This window comes from Pseudomonadota bacterium (assembly GCA_011049115.1).
Lineage (GTDB): Bacteria > Desulfobacterota > Anaeroferrophillalia > Anaeroferrophillales > Tharpellaceae > DSCM01.
The window spans coordinates 1-19,456 of sequence record DSCM01000036.1 but is presented as its reverse complement, the minus strand read 5'-3'; the positions used below and the strand labels follow the sequence as shown (position 1 = coordinate 19,456).

The 19,456-nt window shown below is 55.7% G+C and carries 15 protein-coding genes; 12 read left to right on the top strand and 3 right to left on the bottom strand.

The features are described from left to right. The first annotated feature begins 37 nt into the window (after window positions 1–37). The 4 genes from ENN66_03295 (at window position 38) to ENN66_03280 (ending at window position 6,599) form a co-directional block, all read left to right on the top strand. Window positions 38–1,546 carry a diguanylate cyclase gene (locus ENN66_03295; protein ID HDS15633.1) on the top strand — a complete coding sequence of 503 codons (1,509 nt, stop codon included), beginning with the start codon at window positions 38–40 and terminating at the stop codon, window positions 1,544–1,546. A gap of 253 nt (window positions 1,547–1,799) precedes the next feature. Further along, window positions 1,800–4,421, top strand: coding sequence for an RND transporter (locus ENN66_03290; GenBank protein ID HDS15632.1), 2,622 nt, complete (start codon window positions 1,800–1,802; stop codon window positions 4,419–4,421). 11 nt (window positions 4,422–4,432) lie between these two features. Further along, entirely contained in the window at window positions 4,433–5,245 is an 813-nt protein-coding gene (locus ENN66_03285; protein ID HDS15631.1) for an outer membrane lipoprotein-sorting protein, read from the top strand. A 61-nt stretch (window positions 5,246–5,306) separates the two neighbouring features. Continuing rightward, window positions 5,307–6,599, top strand: a complete 1,293-nt coding sequence (locus ENN66_03280; GenBank protein ID HDS15630.1) for a hypothetical protein — start codon at window positions 5,307–5,309, stop codon at window positions 6,597–6,599. A 221-nt stretch (window positions 6,600–6,820) separates the two neighbouring features. Here ENN66_03280 and carB read toward each other — a convergent pair whose 3' ends face one another. Beyond that, a complete protein-coding gene (carB, locus tag ENN66_03275) occupies window positions 6,821–10,021 on the bottom strand; it encodes a carbamoyl-phosphate synthase large subunit (GenBank protein ID HDS15629.1) in 3,201 nt (1,066 codons plus the stop codon). A gap of 373 nt (window positions 10,022–10,394) precedes the next feature. Here carB and ENN66_03270 point away from each other — a divergent pair, with 373 nt between their 5' ends. From ENN66_03270 to ENN66_03235, 8 genes are all read left to right on the top strand, one after another. Continuing rightward, window positions 10,395–10,703 carry a hypothetical protein gene (locus tag ENN66_03270; GenBank protein ID HDS15628.1) on the top strand — a complete coding sequence of 103 codons (309 nt, stop codon included), beginning with the start codon at window positions 10,395–10,397 and terminating at the stop codon, window positions 10,701–10,703. Window positions 10,704–10,807: 104 nt separating this feature from the next. Beyond that, window positions 10,808–11,554, top strand: a complete 747-nt coding sequence (locus ENN66_03265; protein HDS15627.1) for a glycosyltransferase family 2 protein — start codon at window positions 10,808–10,810, stop codon at window positions 11,552–11,554. After that, the gene (locus ENN66_03260) at window positions 11,554–11,931 is read left to right on the top strand and encodes a DUF2304 domain-containing protein (GenBank protein ID HDS15626.1); all 378 of its coding nucleotides are present in this window, start codon (window positions 11,554–11,556) and stop codon (window positions 11,929–11,931) included. Before ENN66_03265 ends, ENN66_03260 begins: the two co-directional genes overlap by 1 nt. Further along, window positions 11,891–12,739 (top strand): glycosyltransferase, encoded by an 849-nt coding sequence (locus ENN66_03255; GenBank protein HDS15625.1) that lies wholly within the window; start codon window positions 11,891–11,893, stop codon window positions 12,737–12,739. Before ENN66_03260 ends, ENN66_03255 begins: the two co-directional genes overlap by 41 nt. A 4-nt stretch (window positions 12,740–12,743) precedes the next feature. Then, the gene (locus ENN66_03250) at window positions 12,744–14,207 is read left to right on the top strand and encodes a hypothetical protein (protein ID HDS15624.1); all 1,464 of its coding nucleotides are present in this window, start codon (window positions 12,744–12,746) and stop codon (window positions 14,205–14,207) included. 131 nt (window positions 14,208–14,338) lie between these two features. Then, entirely contained in the window at window positions 14,339–15,205 is an 867-nt protein-coding gene (locus ENN66_03245) for a glycosyltransferase (protein ID HDS15623.1), read from the top strand. After that, window positions 15,202–16,389, top strand: coding sequence for a glycosyltransferase family 1 protein (locus tag ENN66_03240; GenBank protein ID HDS15622.1), 1,188 nt, complete (start codon window positions 15,202–15,204; stop codon window positions 16,387–16,389). Before ENN66_03245 ends, ENN66_03240 begins: the two co-directional genes overlap by 4 nt. Beyond that, window positions 16,386–17,171, top strand: coding sequence for a glycosyltransferase (locus ENN66_03235; GenBank protein HDS15621.1), 786 nt, complete (start codon window positions 16,386–16,388; stop codon window positions 17,169–17,171). The genes ENN66_03240 and ENN66_03235 overlap by 4 nt, the downstream gene beginning before the upstream one ends. A 104-nt stretch (window positions 17,172–17,275) precedes the next feature. Here the strand turns inward: ENN66_03235 and ENN66_03230 are convergent, their stop codons facing one another. Continuing rightward, a complete protein-coding gene (locus tag ENN66_03230) occupies window positions 17,276–18,937 on the bottom strand; it encodes a DUF2142 domain-containing protein (protein ID HDS15620.1) in 1,662 nt (553 codons plus the stop codon). Continuing rightward, a partial coding sequence (locus tag ENN66_03225) for a GGDEF domain-containing protein (GenBank protein ID HDS15619.1) occupies window positions 18,876–19,456 on the bottom strand: 581 nt, incomplete at its 5' end. The genes ENN66_03230 and ENN66_03225, both read right to left, overlap by 62 nt.

Genomic DNA, 19,456 nt, shown 5'->3' with positions numbered 1-19,456 from the left:
TGGGGCGTTGCCGATTTTCCGACTTAATCACATCACTATGCCTTATTCATTCAATCACCAAGGGAAAAACATGCGGTTTTCAATCCGTTTAAAACTGTTTCTCTCCCACTTTCTGACGATCGCTGTGGTTTCCGGCAGCATCGGCACCTATTTTTATCAGAGCGCCTTGACGAACCTCATGCAGAGTCTGCAATCCCGCCTGAAAAACAGCGCCGCTATGATCAGTCGCGATTACCAGGTCGAGGAGCTGGATCAATTGCGTGAACCTGCCGACGCGGACCGCGAGCTTTACCGGAAACAATTGCGTAAACTCAGAGAAATAGTCGCGACCAATCCCGACATCGCTTTTATTTACATCATGCGCAAGGACGGTGACCAGGTGCGCTTCGTCATTGATTCCGGCCCTACCCCGGTGCCTCCCGGCGAAATTTACCCGGAGAAGGTCAATGAGATGCTGGAGGGTTTTATCCGCCCCGCCGTGGACAGTAAAATCTATACCGACAAATGGGGCAGCTTCCTGTCCGGATATTCCCCCTTGAAAAACGGCCAAGGCAGATTTCTGATCGGTATCGACATGCGGGCCGATGATGTCAAAAGCAAGTTTCTCTACATCCGCCTGGCCGGGCTCTTTTTTCTGTTATTGTCTTTATTCCTGTCGGCCGGCTTCAGTTTTTTCCTGGCCCGACATTTCACCGGCAAGATCAACGCGCTGATCAACCGTTGCAGTGAAATCGCGGACGAAAACCTGCATCAGACCATTCAACCCATTCTCTCCCCGACCGAAGATGAACTCGACCTGCTGGCCCTGGCCTTCGATCGCATAGCCAACAACCTGGAAGCCAGCCGACGGCAAAACCTGGAGGCCCAACAGAAACTGGTCGCCGCCAATGAGAATCTTGAACATCGCATCAACGAAAGAACCGAAAACCTGAAACAGGCCAATCAGGAACTGCGCGAGGAAATGCAACGCCGTGAGCTGGTGGAAAAAGAATTGGCGCTTACCGCCCGCACCGACTATCTGACCTCTCTCCTGAATCGCCGGGCCATGGTTCAGCGTCTGGAACAGGAGATTTATCGCTGCAAACGCAAACCGAGCGTGTTCAGCGCCCTGATGCTCGACATCGATTATTTCAAGGAGATCAACGATAGTTACGGCCATCCCGCAGGTGACCGGATACTGGTCGAGTTGGCCGATCTTTTGCGATCCAGCCTCCGCGGTACCGATGAAATCGGCCGCTGGGGCGGCGAGGAATTTCTGATTTTATTCCCGGAAACCGCTTTGCCTCAAGCCTTTGAACTCGCTTCTCGTCTCAAACAGAAACTGGCGGACCATCCCTTCACGGTCCGGGATCAGTTAGACGTTCACATCAGCGCCAGTTTCGGAATCAGCGAATTCAACGAAGAACTGCCTCTGGAAAACTTCCTCCAACAAATCGACGCTTGCCTGTATAAGGCCAAAAACGCCGGCCGTAACCAGATCTGCACCCCCGAAGACGCAAGCTTCCCTCCACTTCAAGATAACCCAAGCATCCAGATTTCAGGCTAGGCTTTGCCAAACACCGCCAGCCGGAAAAACCTGACGAAACTGACTGCGACCGTAAACAAAGAAAAAACGACGACAGCTCGCGAATCATAGTATAAACCCCACCGGTGCGCCCGCGAGATTACAAGGTAGCTGAATAATTGCCCAAAACAAACCGCTCGAAAAAACTTGACAAACTTACGGGTTTTTATTAATTAGGCTGAACTTTTAATTATCGATATATATCAATATCAACTCTAGTGAATCGCGAGGGAACATGCGCCTTGCCCCTTTCCTGATCAATCTTGCCGTCAGAAAACCGAAAACCATTACCATCACCATACTGGTGGTGACCTTGCTGTTAAGTTCGCTGATCGGCCTGGTTAAAATCGATACCGACCCGGAAAATATGCTCAGCGAGCATGAAAGGGTCAGGATCTTCCATAATCAGATAAAACAGGAATTCGACCTGCATGACGTAGTCGTTCTCGGGATTGTCAACGAAAGCGATCCGGACGGAGTTTTCAATCCCCAGACCCTGAAACGGGTAGCCCAGCTAAGCGACTTCGCCCGCACCCTGACCTGGGCCGATCCGGAAAACCCGGAAAAACAAATCGGGGTGATCAAGCGCAACCTGATTACTCCGGACAATGTCGACAGCATCGCCCAGGGCGGTCCCGGTGAAGTCCGTTTCTCCTGGCTCATGCGGGAGCCCCCCCAGAATCCGCAGGAAGCCCACGAAATTCGCCGTCTAGCCCAGGCCAACCCGCTGCTGAACGGCACCCTGGTCTCGGAAGACGGCCGCGCCATGGCGCTTTATATTCCGATCAGCAGCAAGGACCTGGCGTATCGCGTTAAAAAGGAGCTGGAGAAAAAAATTGCCGACTTCAGCGGCCCCGAAGCCTACCACATCACCGGTCTGCCGGTGGCCGAGGATACCTTCGGCGTCGAGATGTTCATCCAGATGGCGATTTCAGCTCCGCTCGCCATGCTGCTGATCTTCCTTCTGATGTTGTTTTTCTTCCGCCGCCTGAATCTGATTGTCGCCCCGATGATCATCGCCATGGTTTCCGTCCTCTGCACGATGGGGCTTTTGATCGGCAGCGGCAATACCCTGCATATCATGAGTTCGATGATTCCTATTTTTCTGATGCCGATCGCCGTGGTTGACAGCGTGCATATTCTCTCGGAGTTTTTTGATCTTTATCAGAAAAACAGAAACCGCGAAAAAACTATTCGTGCGGTCATCGACAAACTTTTCGCACCCATGCTTTACACCTCACTGACTTCCGCCGCCGGCTTCCTCTCCCTGACCATGACCCCGATTCCACCGGTGCGGGTTTTCGGCCTCTTCGTCGGCTTCGGCATTCTTCTGGCCTGGCTTCTGACCATGCTGTTCATCCCGGCCTATGTCATGCTGCTCAAAGAAGAAAGTTTGGCCGGCTTCGGCCAGTCGACCAGGACCACTCAGGCCAGCCTGACCCATCATTTTCTAGGTTGGATGAGCCGTTTCACCCTGGTCCGGGCCAAATTCATCGTCTGCGCCTGCCTTGTTCTGGTCGGGGTTGCCGCCTACGGCATCAGTCGCATCAAGATCAATGACAACCCGGTCAAATGGTTTACCAAAAGTCATCCCATTCGGGTGGCGGATCAGGTTCTCAACCACCATTTCGGCGGCACCTACGAAGCCTACCTGATCGTTGACCCGCTGGAAAACGCCGCCGCCCTCTCGGGCCCGGAATTTGTTCAAGACATCAGCGAGCGAATCAATACCGTTTTAAGCGGGCGGCCCTTTGCCGAAGAGATCGGCGAGGCTTCCCGCCAGGCCCTGACAAGCCTGGCGACGCTGCCGGCCGGCAGCAAACCGGACCGGCTCTCGCTTTTAATCCAGGAATTGCGCCAGGTCCAGGAAGAGGTCTCCGACAATGAGCTTTATGAAGCCTGGAATCCGGTGATTGAACAGCTTGAGCAGCAGGCGCAGGAACAAGAAATCTTCAAGGACCCAGAGGTCCTGGACTATCTCGAAAAACTCCAGGCGGAATTGAAAAAACATCCGCTGGTCGGCAAAAGCAACTCGGTGGCCGACGTCGTCAAGAAGGTCCATCAGGAACTCCTCTCGGGCAAGCCCGATGATTTTCGCCTGCCCGACAGCCGGGCCGCAGTCGCTCAGTGTCTGATTTCCTTTCAGAACAGTCATAAACCCGAAGACCTCTGGCATCTGGTGACCCCCGACTACCGGCGCGCTAATCTCTGGATTCAGCTCCATTCCGGGGACAACCAGGACATGGAAGCTGTGATCAGCGTAGTCAAACGTTTCATCAAAGACAATCCGCCCCCTCTGCCGCTCGACTTTCGCTGGGCCGGGCTGACCTATATCAATGTGGTCTGGCAGGATAAGATGGTGGCCGGCATGTTCAAGTCACTGTTGGGCAGTTTTGTCATCGTCCTGATCATGATGGCAATCCTCTTCCGTTCTCCGATCTGGGGCCTGATCGCAATGATTCCGCTGTCGGTGACCATCGCCTTCATTTACGGCCTGATCGGTCTGGTCGGCAAGGATTACGACATGCCGGTGGCCGTACTGTCATCGCTCACCCTGGGTCTGGCAGTCGATTTCGCGATTCACTTTCTGGAGCGTTCCCGCATGACTTTCCGCCAGTGCGGCAGTTGGACGAAAGCCGCGCACATCATGTTCGAGGAGCCGGCCCGGGCCATCTTCCGCAATATCATCGTGATCGCCGTGGGTTTCACCCCACTGCTGCTGGCGCCGTTGTTACCCTATAAAACCGTGGGTTTTTTCCTGGCTGCGATCATGCTGATTTCGGGTCTGGCGACCATCATGATCTTACCGGCCCTGCTCACCCTGGGACAGAAGTTTCTGTTTCGCAACCTCAAATAAGGAGACTCCGCATGCGTAAAGCATTCTTTATGGCCCTACTGACTATCTTTCTGCTGCAAAGCGGACCCGGCGCGCAGGCGCAGACTCCGGGCGGTGACGATCTTACAGAGGTCGACACCATCATTGCACGGGCCAACCTGGCCGCCTACTATGCCGGTCGCGACGGCCGGGCTTCCGTAAAAATGACGATCGCCGATACCCAGCAACGCGTCCGCGAGCGCGAATTTACAATGTTAAGATTTGACCAGGAAGACGGCGGTCGACAAAAATTCTATGTTTATTTCAAACAGCCCAGCGACGTTAAAGGCATGGTCTTCATGGTTCACAAGTTTATCGACCGCGATGATGACCGCTGGCTTTATCTGCCGGCCCTGGATCTGGTCCGTCGCATCGCCGCCGCCGACAAACGGACCAGCTTCGTGGGTTCGGATTTCTTTTACGAAGATGTCTCGGGCCGCAGTCCCGACGAAGACGAACATCGCCTGCTGGAAACCACAGAAAAATATTACGTCATCGAAAGTCGGCCGCGGGATCCGGCCGCGGTTGAGTTCAGTTCCTACAAAGTCTGGATTGACAAACAAACTATGATGCCGTTAAAAGCCGAATACCAGGACCATGAGAAGCGTCTCTACCGCCGGGTCGAAGCCCTCAAGCTTGAAACCATCGGCGGACATCCAACCGTGGTTGAATCCCGGGTCGAAAATCTTGCGACCGGCAGCGTGACCATCAGTCGTTTTAGTAACATAAGCTACGATATCGACCTGAAAGAGGATCTTTTCAGCGAACGTTATCTCCGCCGGCCTCCCCGAGAGATCAGGAAATAAGCCGCCAGCAGTCGGCCAGGCACCGAGCCGAAGCCGAGCCCTCAGAGGCACAGGAAAAGGCATGAAACAGAGAAAATTTTCCGCGTTCTGCGCCGGAACCCTGTTCCTGCTCTGGAGTATGACGGCCGGCGCCCTGGAACCCGCTTTTTTCCCCGTCATCAATGAGCGTCTGGAGAGGGCCGGGATTGATTATCGGGGTTTTATCGACCTGCGGGGCGGCCGGAGGCTGGTCGAGGCGGCGAACGAACAGTCGACCTCACTCGCGGAAAGCCGCCTGCAGCTTGAAATCAACGGTGATCTGGAAAGCTTTCTCTTTAAGATCAAAGGCGAACTGTTCGGCGACGCGGTCGATGATTTTGTCGGCGGCCGGCTGCGGGAGGCTTTTTTCCTGGTCAGCCCCCTGCCGTTCGCCGATCTTAAAATCGGACGGCAGATCATGACCTGGGGCACCGGCGACCTGCTCTTCATCAACGATCTTTTTCCCAAAGACTGGGAAGCCTTTTTCATCGGCCGCGATGATGAATACCTCAAGGCTCCGGCCGACGCCGTCCGCCTGGGAATTTTCCTGAAAACTCTGAACCTCGACCTCATCTACATGCCCCGTTTCAACCCTTCACGTTATATCGACGGCGACCGCCTTTCCTACTGGTCTCCACGGCTGGGACAAATTGCCGGTCGCGCAGCAAAGCTGGTCGACGATGAACGCCAGCGCTGGTTTAACGAAGATGAAATCGCCTTGCGGGCCTATCGTAATTTCAGCGGCCTCGAAGCCGCCGTCTACTTTTACGACGGTTACTGGAAAACTCCGGAGGGCATGAAACCCGACGGCCGCCTGTACTTTCCCCGACTGCGGGTTTTCGGTCTGAGTCTGCGCGGCAACCTGGGCCAGGGGTTGGCTCATTGTGAAGCCGGTTATTATGACTCCCGCGAGGACCAAAGCGGTGCTGACCCCCTGGTCCGCAACCGCGAGTGGCGCTTTCTCGCGGGCTATGAACAGGAGCTGGCGACCGACTTTACCGGCGGCCTGCAATACTATCTTGAATACATGGACGATTATGAAAACTACCGCGCCAGCCTGCCGCGCGGCGCTAAGGCCAGGGATGAGTGGCGCCATCTTCTGACCCTGCGTCTGACCAAGCTCATGCTGCAACAGAATCTCAAGTTCTCTCTCTTTATTTACTATTCGCCCAGCGACAACGATGCTCATTTACGGCCCCAGATCAGCTATAAACTGAACGACGACTGGCTGCTGATCGGCGGCGCCAACCTGTTTTACGGTCGCACCGAGCACAGTTTCTTCGGCCAGTTTGAAGAAAACCGCAATATTTACCTGGGCCTGCGCCGCAATTTCTAATCCGGAGTCGAAAGCCCCGCGACATCGACACGGCCCTTAGGTCCCCAGAGCCCGCACCTTAAGGTCTCCCGCGACTCACACAGCGCTACGCATTTCATCAGCCCCCCCACCACAAAAAAGACCCACCCCGAAAAGATCTTACGACCCCCGGGGCTTGTGTTGTTTGAGCCTTCACCTTAGGGCGACCACTTTCGCCGGCCTTGCCGAAGCCATTCTCCAGCTCAACCAAGATCCGCGTGATAGCGCTGCAGACTTTTGACTTCGCCATGTCCCTGCCGGGTCGCCGCAATACCCTTGGCGGCGGCAATGGCGGCAGCGGTTGTCGTGATATAGGGAACCTTATATTTGATCGCGGTTTTGCGAATATAGGAATCGTCAACCGCACCCAGCTTACCGCTCGGCGTATTGACCACCAGATGAACCTCGTTGTTGGTTATCGCATCGACGATATTGGGACGACCTTCGTGACGCTTGAGAATCAACTCGCTCTCGATTCCGTTCTCCTTGAGAAACTGGGCCGTTCCCCGAGTCGCCTTAATAACAAAACCGAGCTCGGTAAAACGGGAGGCGACTTCGAGAGCTCCCTGGCGATCCCGGGGTGAGACCGTCAGCAGCAGACAACCCTGCAGCGGCAGCGCCTGGCCGGTGGCTTCCTGAGCCTTGAAAAAGGCCAGGCCATAGTTATCCGCCAGGCCCAGAACCTCACCGGTGGAACGCATCTCCGGCCCGAGCAACGGATCAACCTCCGGAAACATATTAAAGGGGAAAACCGCCTCTTTGACCCCAAAATGGGTAATCGGCCGCCGTTTTAAATCCAGTTCGCCAAGTTTACGCCCCAAGATAACCTCGGTCGCGATTCTGGCCAGCGAAATATTACAGACCTTGCTGACCAGCGGCACCGTCCGGCTGGCCCGGGGATTGGCTTCGAGAATATAAACCCGATCATCGGCGATGGCGTACTGAATATTCATGAGACCGACAACCTGCATTTCCAAGGCGATCTTACGGGTATATTCTTCAATCGTGTCGATATGACGCAAGGGGATATTGATCGGGGGAATGACGCAGGCCGAATCCCCGGAATGCACTCCGGCCAGTTCAATATGCTCCATCACCGCCGGAACAAAAGCGTTTTCTCCGTCGGCGATGGCGTCGGCTTCAACCTCAATCGCGTTTTCCAGAAATTTATCGATCAGAATCGGTTTTTCCGGGCTGATCTCGACGGCTTTTTCAACATACTCCCGCAGCATCTCCTGGTCATGAACCACTTCCATGGCACGTCCGCCGAGCACGTATGAAGGACGGACAATCAAAGGATAACCGATTCTTTCGGCAATCTTAAGGGCCTCGTCAAGGTTTTGGGCCATACCGGCCTCGGGTTGAGGAATGCCGAGTTTTTTCATGACCCGGTTAAACTGGTCGCGATCCTCGGCCAGATCGATGGTTTCCGGAGAGGTGCCCAGGACATTGACTCCGGCCGCTTTGAGTTCGGCGGCCAGGTTCAACGGCGTCTGCCCGCCGAACTGACAGATCACTCCCTGCGGACGCTCTTTCGCGTAGATGGCGAGCACGTCCTCGACCGTCAGCGGCTCAAAATAGAGCCTGTCGGAAGTGTCGTAATCGGTGGAGACCGTTTCCGGGTTACAGTTGACCATGATCGTCTCGTAGCCAGCGTCGCGCAGGGCAAAGGCGGCATGCACGCAACAATAGTCAAATTCGATGCCCTGACCGATTCGGTTGGGCCCGCCGCCGAGGATCATGATCTTCAGCCGGTCGCTGACCTTAACCTGATCGACGGCGTTGTAGGTGGAAAAATAGTAGGCCGCATTTTCAACGCCGCTGACCGGCACCGGTTCCCAGGCTTCGGCCACACCGAGCTCAAGACGTTTCCGCCGAATCAGCGTCTCCGGCAACCGGAGAATCAAAGCCAGGTATTTATCGGCGAAACCATCCTTCTTGGCCTGCCGCAAAAGCTCATCCGGCGGCAGAACACCGCGATAAACCAGCAATTTTTCCTCAAGTTCAACCAACTCACGCATCTGCTCCAGAAACCAGGCCTTGATATGGGTGCGCTGCGCCAGGGTCTCGATATCCGCGCCTTTACGCAAGGCCTCGTACAGGATAAACTGTCTTTCACTGCTCGGCTCATGCAACATTTCCAGCAATTCATCCAGGCTTTTCGCATTGAAATTACGGGCGAAACCCAAGCCGGAACGCCCGTTCTCCAGTGAGCGAATCGCCTTCTGCAAGGCTTCCTTGTAATTCTTGCCGATACTCATGACCTCGCCGACAGCCCGCATCTGCGTGCCGAGACGGTCTTCCACCCCCTTGAATTTCTCGAAAGCCCAGCGCGCGAATTTAACCACGACATAATCGCCGCAGGGGCTGTATTTTTCCAGGCTGCCGAGACGCCAGTAGGGAATCTCATCCAGGGTCAGACCACAGGCCAGCATGGCCGAAATCAGGGCGATTGGAAAACCGGTGGCCTTGGAAGCCAGGGCCGAGGAACGCGAGGTTCGGGGATTGATCTCGATCACGACCACGCGGCCGCTTTGCGGGTCGTGGGTGAACTGAACGTTGGTGCCGCCGATCACTTCAATCGCATCGACTATCCGGTAGGAGTATTCCTGAAGCCGCGCCTGTAACTCCGGCGCGATGGTCAACATCGGCGCGGTACAGAAGGAATCTCCGGTATGCACCCCCATGGCGTCCACATTTTCAATAAAACAAACCGTAATCTTCTGACCTTTGGCGTCGCGGACCACCTCAAGCTCCAGTTCTTCCCAACCCAGAACCGACTCCTCGATCAGAATCTGACTGACCGGACTCGCGGCCAGGCCGCGGGCGGCGATCAACTGAAACTCATCCTTGTTATAAGCAAAGCCACCGCCGGTGCCTCCCATCGTATAGGCCGGACGAATCACCACCGGAAAACCCATTTCGCCGACAATCGCTTCCGCCTCTTTCAGATTACCGGCAACCTCGCTGCGGGCCACTTCGAGCCCGATCCGGGCCATGGTCCGTTTGAATTCCTGACGATCCTCACCCCGTTCAATCGCATCAATATTAACCCCGATCACTTGCACTCCGTACTTTGCCAGGACCCCTTGACGGGCCAGCGCAAAAGACAGATTCAAACCGGTCTGCCCGCCCAGATTCGGCAGCAGGGCGTCCGGCCGTTCCTTGGCAATAATTTCACTTAAGATTTTCGTGTTCAAAGGCTCGATATAAGTCACATCGGCAACCGCCGGATCAGTCATGATCGTCGCCGGATTGGAGTTGACCAGCACGATCTCATAGCCCAGACCTTTCAGGGCTTTACAGGCCTGGGTTCCGGAATAGTCAAACTCACAGGCCTGACCGATAATTATCGGGCCGGAGCCGATAATCAGAATTTTCTTGATATCATCTCTTTTAGGCATGATGTCTCCCGCAAACGTTGAAATTGGATTGATAACCGCCGAAACAGCTTCCTGCATAAGGATAAAGTCGGCTTTTGTCAATATTTTCCCACCGGCCCGCAAACCTCGTGAAACCGAACTCGAATAAAAACACATGGGTTTTGGCCGCTTGCATTATTTTTTTTTTCCGGTTAAAGAAGCTGATCGGAGCGGCACCGAAGCCAGCGCCAGGGTTTGAGAAATTCATCCCTGAACAGCATGACTCACCTTGGTTCGTGAAGACGCCTATAAAAAATTGCCGGAACCAGCTGCCGGGTTGATAAGCCGAAGATCCGCGTCATTAGCTGTCGGTTCCGGAACCTTTCCGCGCCGCTCCTTGACGAGGCTAAAGGACATGAAGAGATATACGGAAATATGGGACCCGCGTTTCAAGTCCTTGCTGAAAAAACATGATTTCACCAGCTTCGCCCACAGCCAAGGCACCATCTACGGTCTCTGGCCGGATTACAGCCTCGTCTACTTCAATCCGGGCTGGTATGAATTTGCAGAAAAAAATGGCTGCGCCCCAACCATCCTTAAGAGATGGGAGCTCGGCAGTAATCTGATGGACGCGGTCATCGCCGAGCCGCAACCTTTTTACCAGAATCATTGCAGAGGCGAAAAGCCCCGCCACTCCGGAGGAGGCCTTTCGGTCTGCAAATAACGATTTTGCATCAGTTCAGTTTCAGTTTTTTTTCAAAGCGAAAGTGAACCGTATCCGGCACAAACGGGGCCACACCAAAGCCCCCCGCGGGAAAAGCTGATTTTATGCGATCCCTGGTTATAATTCCAGCTTACAACGAGGCCGGCAATATCGGCGCGGTCGTGGATTCGTTGGCCGAGCTTAACCAGGAGCTTGAAATCCTGGTGGTCAACGACGGCTCCGCCGATGACACAGGAAACCAGGCTCGCCGTAACGGACAAGCCACGGTTCTTGATCTGGCCTGCAATCTTGGTATCGGGGGCGCGGTGCAAACCGGCTTCATCTACGCTTTGCGCAAGCAGTTTGAGAGCGCGATCAAATTTGACGGCGACGGCCAGCATCTGGCCACGGAGATTGAATCACTGCTCCGGCCTTTGCGGGAGAATCGGGCCGACGTCGTGATCGGCTCCCGTTTTCATGCCGCTGGAGGCTACAAATCAACCTTCAGCCGCCGGTTGGGGATTCGCCTGCTGGCCCGGATAAATTCCCTGCTTCTGGGTCGGCCGATGCTTGACAGCACCTCGGGTTTTCGCGCCTACAACCGCAAGGCGATTGAGTTTCTGGCTCAGCACTATCCGGCTATAGATTACCCTGAACCGGAAGAGGTTGTTCTGCTGGCCCGTAACGGCTTCAGGGTCATGGAAACGGCGGTGACCATGGCTCCGCGGCAAACCGGAACCTCTTCCATCGGCCTGGGGCGATCTTTTCATTACATGGCCAAGGTTCTTTTGGCGATTCTGATCAGCTGCCTGCGCCCCGCCGGCGGCGGAAAACAGGATTCGGCCGCTCGCCGCTTGAGGATCGAGAGATAATGATTTTTGATCGTCTTTTATTTGTGGCCTCCCTGGCCAGTCTGGCCTTTATCCTGCTGGTTGGAGAATTGATTCGCCGGCGGCGGCTGGATGCGGGCTACGCCCTGCTCTGGCTGGGCTGGGGCGGCTGTTTTCTGTTTTTTTCGGTCTGGCGCAAAGCCCTCGACCTGCTGGCCGGCATGCTTGGCATTTACTACCCACCGGCGGCCCTGCTGCTGATCCTGATTCTCGGGCTGCTGCTGGTCATGATGCAGTTTTCCGTGGTCGTCTCCCGGCAAAGGCAACAGATCAAGGCTCTGACCCAGCGTCTGGCCCTATGGGAAAACGAGCAGGAAGATGCGCTTGCCGCACCGCGACCGCCGCATGACGACAGATAAAGGCCCGCCCCTGGTAACCGTGGTTACGCCGGTGCTGAACGGCGCCCGTTTCATTCGCCGCACCATCCGCAGCGTGCTGGAACAAAAAGGAAATTTCATCCTTGAATATATCATCTGTGACGGCGGTTCGACGGATGCGACACTCAGCATCGTTAAGGAATTCGGCGACCACTGCCGACTTATACAACTGCCGGGTGGCGGACCGCAGGAAGCGATAAATTTCGCGCTGGCGCAGGCCCGGGGCGCGATTGCCGGCTGGCTGGGGGCCGATGACTTGTTGGCGGCCGGGGCCCTGGATCTGGTGGTTAAAGCCTTTGGCGAACACCCCGAAAACGATTGGCTCTACGGCCGCTGCCGCATTATCGATGAGTGCGGGCAGGAAATCCGGCGCTGGATAACCGTGTACAAAAATCTTCTCGGTCGCCGTTTTTCGCGCCGGCGACTGCAGGCGGAAAACTTCATCAATCAGCCGGCGACCTTCTGGCGCATGACCTTATGGCGGCGCTGCGGCGGTCTTAACCGACGCTATCAAGCCGCTTTTGATTATGATCTGTGGCTGCGTTTCGCCGCCTGCGGACCCCCTCTGGTTCTATTTGATTACCTGGCCTCTTTTCGTCGCCATTCCGCTTCCATCAGCGAACGGGGCTATGCCGGGCAATTTGCTGAAGAACTGTCGATCAGTAAAAGGGAAGCCTCGCCCCTGGTTTACCAGCTGCATCGTTTCAACGCTTACAAGATCGTCACCATCTACCACTGTCTGGCCAAGCTGTCCCAGTTGAAAAATAAACTCCTGGCCGGTCGGCCCTGAAACCATGCCCTCCGCTTCCGCTTACAAAAGTTTCAGCCGCGGTGCCGCGCTTGCTCTCACGGGCGTGATTGCGGCCGGAATCATCAGTTATCTGACCCGCCGGATTCTGGCCCGGGAACTCAGCCCCGAGGAATATGGCTTTTTCTACGGAGCCTTCTCATTCGTCAGTCTGGGGCTGGCGGTGGTCGATCTGGGGCTGGCCAAGACCGGCACCGTGCTGATGGCCAAATACGCCGCGCGCGGGGACCGGCAAACCGTCAATCTCTTTTTCTCGATTGTATTTATCATCAAGCTTTCAAGCAGTGTGCTGGTGGGCATCCTGGTCTGGTTCTGGAGCCCCATCCTGGTGCAGAATTATTTCTCTTTCCCGGGCGGATTGCCGACCATGCGCTGCCTGGCCCTCTTTATTCCCTTGCAGACCCTGGGCGGCCTGGCGATCGGAAGTCTTGAGGCGATGCAGGACTTCGGTACCCGCACCCTGCTTCAGACCATCTATTACGCGATTGTTCTGGCCCTGGTTTTTATCCTGACCAAGCGTTTCAACACCCTGGCCCCGGCCCTGGCGTATTGCGCCGGGGCGATCTTTCTCTTGACGGGCATCATCCATCTGGCCCGCCGCCACAATTTACGGGTGATCTGGAAACGTCGCGCCTGGGGCAAGGCCTGGCCAGAGACCTGGGTTTACGCACGCTGGCTGACCTTGTCGGTTGTCGCTTTGGGAACCATGAACTATATTGATACCTTGATGCTGACCTGGCTGAGCGATCTGCCCAGTGTCGCCGGTTATCAGGTGGCCCTCCCCCTGGCCCAGATTGGCCGCAGCCTGATCTTTTTGCCGGTCGTCTTCATGCCGATCGCCGCCGGTCTCTGGCAGCGAAATCAGTTGCATCAGCTCCGGGAAAGCTGTAGTTTCATTACCTTGTTGATGTCTTTTTGCTCGGGGGCGGCTTTTCTGCTGTTGCTGCCCGAGGCGGGAAATCTGATGGCCCTGCTTTTCCACGAACGTTATCGCTGGGCCGCTTCCAGTCTGGTGGCGCTGGGCAGCGGCATGCCGCTGCTGGTGCTGGCTGAATTTTACCTAAATACCATCTGCGGCATGGAACAACCACGGGTCGCGGCCGGCGCCGCGCTGCTCGGCCTGCTCGTCAATATCTTTGCCAACCTGATTTTCATTCCCCGGTTCGGAGCCTTGGGGGCCGCTTTGGCAACCCTGCTGTCGTATTTTCTGGTCGCGCTGGGGGCCTGGTTTTATCTGTTGCGGAAACTGGCTTTCCGTCTACCATGGAGGCCTTTGCTGAGCCTGATACTGTGTCCCTTGCCATTGGCCCTGCTCTTTGATCTTAAGGTTGCCCCGAAGGGCTCCGCCGCTTGGATGAAATGTTTATCGGCCTGGTTTTTATATGGCGCCATCGGTCTTTTCTGGCTGGGCGCCACACTGGTTTCCCGGCGCTCCCAGAAAAATAACTGACCCCTGAACAGGGCATCGTCCGCGTAAAGAAAGCACCCGGTCCGCCTTTACCGCCGGCCGGGAAGCCCGACGTTGGTTTTCGGCGTTTTATCGCCTTCAATCCAAGTTCTCTTTTTACGAGTGTTTTAAAAATGTCGAACCGTCACTCCGCCCCCGAAAACAAAAGGCCTGTTTTCATATCGGCCTGCCTCGTGGTCTTCCACGAGGAACGTCTGATCCGGCGCTGTCTGAAGAGTATTCGAAGCCTCTGCGATGAAATCATTGTCATTCATGACGGCCCCTGCTCCGATCAGACCCTGGCCATCGCGCTGGAATTCGGAGCGACCGCGCAGGAGGGCGAACGCCGGGGAGCCCCTGAATTTCATCGCGCCGCCGCCTTTGCCCGGGCGCGGGGGGAATGGATACTCCAGCTTGACGCGGATGAATTTTTAAGTGCTACGGCCATCTTTTATCTTCGCAACCGCCTGCGCCGAACCGGCCAAGACAACGGCTTTTCCCTGCGCTGGCCGATCTGGAACGGCCGGCGCTACCTGACTGCCGAATGGCCTTACAAACCCTGCATCTTTCGCAAAGCGGCAATGCATTATGTCGGTTTTCCGCACAGTGAGGTAACGGTCGACGGAGGCATACGGCCGCTTCCGGTCCGTCTGGAACATCAGCCGGAATACAATAATCTAAGTTTTTCAACCTACATGAAAAAACATCGGAAATGGGTTGCCGTCCATGCCGACAACCTGACGCGGGAACTGACGGAACTGCCGTCGTTTCGGCCCCAGCAAGACGGCGGCAGGTGGCCGACCCACATGGAGGTTATTCGGCGATACGGCAAAATGGCGCTTCCCCTCAATGCCGTAATTCTCTTTCTGGGTACGATATTCCTTGCGGGAGGCTGGCGAAACCCCTGCTCCGCGCTGCTGGTTTACAAGCAAAATCTTTTTTATTATTCGGAACTTGCCTGGCTCTACGGTAGAAACCGGCGCCGGAGAACTGTCCGATGAAGCACGATCAGCTTCAGAATAAACGGGTCCTGATCCTTTTTCCCCACCTGGTGATTCCCGGTGGCGCCCTGATTTATACCCTGCGGCTCGCCGAGCAACTCCAACAACGCGGAGCTGAGGTCGCCATTTTAACCCTCCGCCATGAGCCACGGCAGATTCAGATTTCCGCCGCCATCGAAGTCATCGCTCACCCCCACGGCCCGCTGACTTCAAGTCTTTCTTTCTGGCTGAGCTGGCCTGTATGGCAGCATTGGATAGTTCGAAAGATCAGAAACTGGAACCCGGATCTTCTAATTTCCCAGGTTTTCCCTTCCAATTGGTGGGGATGGCTGGCAAAGCGCGTGCTGCCGCAAATCCCCCTGCTCTGGGTCTGCCATGAACCGAGCGCGTTTATTCATTCCGAAATCTGGATTCGGGTTTTACAGCCGGTCTGGAAAAGCCGACTGGCGCTCAGCCTGCGTCCTTTTCTGGCGCACGCCGACCGGCGGCTGTCAAAATACGGGGATGCGGTCGTAGCCAACAGCCGCTTCACGGCCGAACAGGTCAAGCGGGTCTACGACTTGAAGGTAGCGGCGATCGCCAATCCGGGGGTCATCTTGGATGATTTTCCCGGGCGCCGAGCCGCCAGATCGAATTTGCTGCTGACGGTGGCGCATCTGTCCGGTTTCAAACGCATCGATTTTCTTTTACAGGTTTTCGCCGGCATCCTTGAAAGACAGCCGCATCTACGCCTGGCGATTGTCGGCGACGGGGAAAAGATGACCGCGCTGAAACAATTCGCTACCACTTTGCAGATCGCCGGACAGGTTGATTTTCATGGCCGTTTGCACCACTCGGAGATTGTCCGACTCTACACCGGCGCCGCGCTTTATATGCATGGCGGGGTCGAGGAAGCTTTCGGCATGGCCTTGATCGAAGCCCTGGCCGGCGGCTGTCCGGTTCTGGCGCACGCCAGCGGCGGTCCTCTGGAAATTGTCACCCCGGACACAGGCCGTTTGATGCCTAACCTTGACCCCATGGCGTGGAGTAAAGCCGCCATCGCCCTGCTGGAGCAGGACGACGCCCAAACGGCGCTGTTGTGTCGAAAAAGAGCCGCCGATTTTTCCTGGAAGCAAACAGGTGACCGCATAGCCTCGGTTTGCCATCAACTGATAACCCTTTTCAACTCAAAAACAAACCCATGATGGTCTCGTTTGTCATTCCCAGCCGCAACCAGGCCGGTTTTATCGAACGCTGCCTTGACAGCTGTCTGGCCCTGGACTCCCATGAGCGTGAGGTGATTGTCATGGATGGCGCCTCGACCGACAAGACCCAAAGCCTCCTGTCTGCATACGGTTCCCGCATCCAGTGGCTTTCCGAGCCCGACCGGGGTCAATCCGACGCCGTCAATAAAGGCATAGCCAAGGCTCGAGGAGAGATCATCGCCTGGATCAACTCCGATGACTATTATCCTGATCACCGCTTGCTAAGCCATATCATGGAGAAATTCTGCCGGGAGCCTACGCTTGACATTATCCATGGCGATGGCAACCTGGTCGACAGTAAAGGTGCGGTCATCAGACGTTTCCGCAGTTCAGAGATGACTTCGTCCAGGGAGATGCTGCTTCGCGCCGGCATCGGCATCTGTCAACCAGCCCTCTTTTTCAGACGGCGGTTGTTTCTTGAGGCCGGCGGCCTGAACATTCATCTGCACTGGGCCATGGATCTTGATTTATGGCTGCGCCTGTTTCCGCTGGCGCGAAAGGTGTCTTATTTAAATGAGGTGCTGGCCTGCGCAACCTGTCATCCGCAGGCCAAATCCATCGCCGGCATGTGGCCTCACATTCATGAAATTTGTGCCGTGCTCAGAAAATATCAGGGACAACATTCATGGACTGTGGCTGAAAGGCTGAAACTGTGGCGGGGGAAAACTGCGCTTTATCTCTACGGGCTCGCGGTCAGATTGCACCTGAAAAAGGTCATCTGAAACAATCCCGGCATGAGGGGTCAAGAAGTACGCCGCCGAAACACTCGTCCGTCCTTGACCGGGTATGGCAGCGTAACAACGCCGGTGGCGTGGTTACAAGTTTATCAGTAATAGCGTTGCCAAAGACTGTGAAGTGTCGCCAGCAGGACAGCTCCGACATACAAGCCGGGCCCGTACCTGACCAACAATGCGGCGACAACATGCCGGGGGCTTATCAAGGAATGAGAGTTGCGAAAGAGCAACAGAAGAGGCAACGCCGCCGGAATGAAATAGCGACCCTGCAAACCGCCGATAACGGCGTTGCCGACCGGGGTCGCGGTCAGGTAAAGCGCCAGCAGGATGGCCCCGCAGATCAGGATCGAGATTGTGGCGAGCAGGGCTTTTTCAAACCAGACCTCTCTGCCGACAGAACGGCAGCTCAGGGCTCCGACAACCAGGGCAAGAGGATAACTGAAATAAATCCAAGCCGGCAGGCTGGTGTCAAGCCATCCCAGGAGACCAACAAAGGATTCGAGAACGTGACGCCCCTGAGTCTGCAGAGTCCGACCCAGAATCGTGAACACGGTCTGAGGATAATCCCGCAGAAACTGCAGTTGCCGGGAGTGATCAAGCAGGGGCAGCAAGCTGTCTTTGAGCTGGAAACTGGTGTAGTCAAAGGGAACTGGGCTCGCGGTCAGGGGAGGAGCTGAATTTTGCAGCCGGCTCCAGATAAAAAAAGCGGCGCCGGCCAGTCCCAGGCTGACCAAAAACAGGTATAAACGACCGCGATTCTGAAAAAAACAGGTCCGGGGGGAAAAAAACAGCAGCAGCAGCGGACAATAAACGGGTTTCCCCAGAGCCAGCAGGGTTAAGGCGACCGGCGCGATGAACCAGGTTCGAAACTTGATCGACGCCGTTTCCTGAACCGCCAGTTCGAGCAGAACCGCAGTCAGCAGCAGGACCGCGGCGATGGTGATCCCGTCAATGGAAAGCGAAGGAGCCAGAAACAGGCTCATCGGCATCAGCCCCAGAAGAAAGAAGATCAGCTTTCCGGTCGGGACGATTTTCAGGGCCCCGTAAACCAGCCCGAGATAAAGCAGCAGATTGGCGAGACGACCGAGGTACATCAACCATAAGGGGGAAAGCGAGAACCGGCTGCCGACCGCCAGGGTCAGAGCGCTCGGCAGATAGAGAAGGGGCGCATAGCCGGCGGCGCTGGTATTGATGAAAACCTTCGGTTGCCCCGGCAGGTGCAGCGGCAAAGCCAGCATTTTTTTGAGCATGCCGGAATCCTGCTTGTTTTCAGGATGAAAAGGCAGGTTCTGATTCACCATTCGGGTGGTGTAAGGAACACTGACCGGAACCATGCCGCCGCGGCCCTGCAGATATTTAAGCGGAGCCTGTTTTTTTTCCGCTTCACTGAAAGCATAGGGGCGGGCGACAAACTGGCCGGAAGCAATCATCATCGCGCGAAAGAAATGATCATGCTCATCCGGAACCTGAAAAGGCGGGGTCAAAAAAAGCATGCTCAGACCGAAGAAAGCGCCGAGCAGAAGAAAAAGACGCGGATAACCGAGTTCGTTGACAGGCGGTTCCGGTTCGGACTTCTTTCCTTTTTTCATGAACCCCCAGCTTATGGCTTGCCGCTTAACCGCAAACCACGATTTCCACTGCCGCGGAACCATCAGAGGTATACCCGACGACCCTTGGCGCCGACACCTTACCTTACGCGGACGCGGCCTCAACCCGATTCCGACCATTGCCTTTAGCTCGATAGAGTGCCGCATCCGCTCGTTCGACAACGGTTTCGGGATCAGCGCCGGCCTGCCCCGCGGCCACTCCCAGACTGATGGTAACCTGCCCGAGACGACTTCCGTCTCGGCCGCGTCGCAGCTCGCGCGATGCCACTATCTGTCGTAGATGCTCTGCGACGGCCAGCCCCGCATCCAGGTTCTGGTCCTTTAAAATAACCGCAAATTCCTCTCCCCCATAACGAGCGACAAAACCTTTGGCAGGCAATTCCGCCGCGACCAACTGAGCGACATTTCTGATCACCAGATCACCGACCCGATGACCATAATTATCGTTAAACTGTTTGAAATGATCGATGTCAAACATGATCATGACAAACCGTTCTTCACGTTTGCAACTGCGACAGACTTCCTGAAGATATTTTTCAAAACTGTGACGATTATTGATTCCGGTCAAGGAATCGGTCCCGGCTTTTTTCTCGACCTCAACCAGGCGGGTCTCCAGCTGACGAATATTCTCGGTCGCCTGATCAAGATGAAGCTGCAAGGTTGCGG

What these genes read in the sequence shown, in the direction of transcription:
- ENN66_03295 (HDS15633.1), top strand. Translation starts at nt 38, where the DNA reads ATGCCTTATTCATTCAATCACCAAGGGAAAAACATGCGGTTTTCAATC.
- ENN66_03290 (HDS15632.1), top strand. Translation starts at nt 1,800, where the DNA reads ATGCGCCTTGCCCCTTTCCTGATCAATCTTGCCGTCAGAAAACCGAAA.
- ENN66_03285 (HDS15631.1), top strand. Translation starts at nt 4,433, where the DNA reads ATGCGTAAAGCATTCTTTATGGCCCTACTGACTATCTTTCTGCTGCAA.
- ENN66_03280 (HDS15630.1), top strand. Translation starts at nt 5,307, where the DNA reads ATGAAACAGAGAAAATTTTCCGCGTTCTGCGCCGGAACCCTGTTCCTG.
- carB (HDS15629.1), bottom strand. Translation starts at nt 10,021, where the DNA reads ATGCCTAAAAGAGATGATATCAAGAAAATTCTGATTATCGGCTCCGGC.
- ENN66_03270 (HDS15628.1), top strand. Translation starts at nt 10,395, where the DNA reads ATGAAGAGATATACGGAAATATGGGACCCGCGTTTCAAGTCCTTGCTG.
- ENN66_03265 (HDS15627.1), top strand. Translation starts at nt 10,808, where the DNA reads ATGCGATCCCTGGTTATAATTCCAGCTTACAACGAGGCCGGCAATATC.
- ENN66_03260 (HDS15626.1), top strand. Translation starts at nt 11,554, where the DNA reads ATGATTTTTGATCGTCTTTTATTTGTGGCCTCCCTGGCCAGTCTGGCC.
- ENN66_03255 (HDS15625.1), top strand. Translation starts at nt 11,891, where the DNA reads ATGCGCTTGCCGCACCGCGACCGCCGCATGACGACAGATAAAGGCCCG.
- ENN66_03250 (HDS15624.1), top strand. Translation starts at nt 12,744, where the DNA reads ATGCCCTCCGCTTCCGCTTACAAAAGTTTCAGCCGCGGTGCCGCGCTT.
- ENN66_03245 (HDS15623.1), top strand. Translation starts at nt 14,339, where the DNA reads ATGTCGAACCGTCACTCCGCCCCCGAAAACAAAAGGCCTGTTTTCATA.
- ENN66_03240 (HDS15622.1), top strand. Translation starts at nt 15,202, where the DNA reads ATGAAGCACGATCAGCTTCAGAATAAACGGGTCCTGATCCTTTTTCCC.
- ENN66_03235 (HDS15621.1), top strand. Translation starts at nt 16,386, where the DNA reads ATGATGGTCTCGTTTGTCATTCCCAGCCGCAACCAGGCCGGTTTTATC.
- ENN66_03230 (HDS15620.1), bottom strand. Translation starts at nt 18,937, where the DNA reads ATGCGGCACTCTATCGAGCTAAAGGCAATGGTCGGAATCGGGTTGAGG.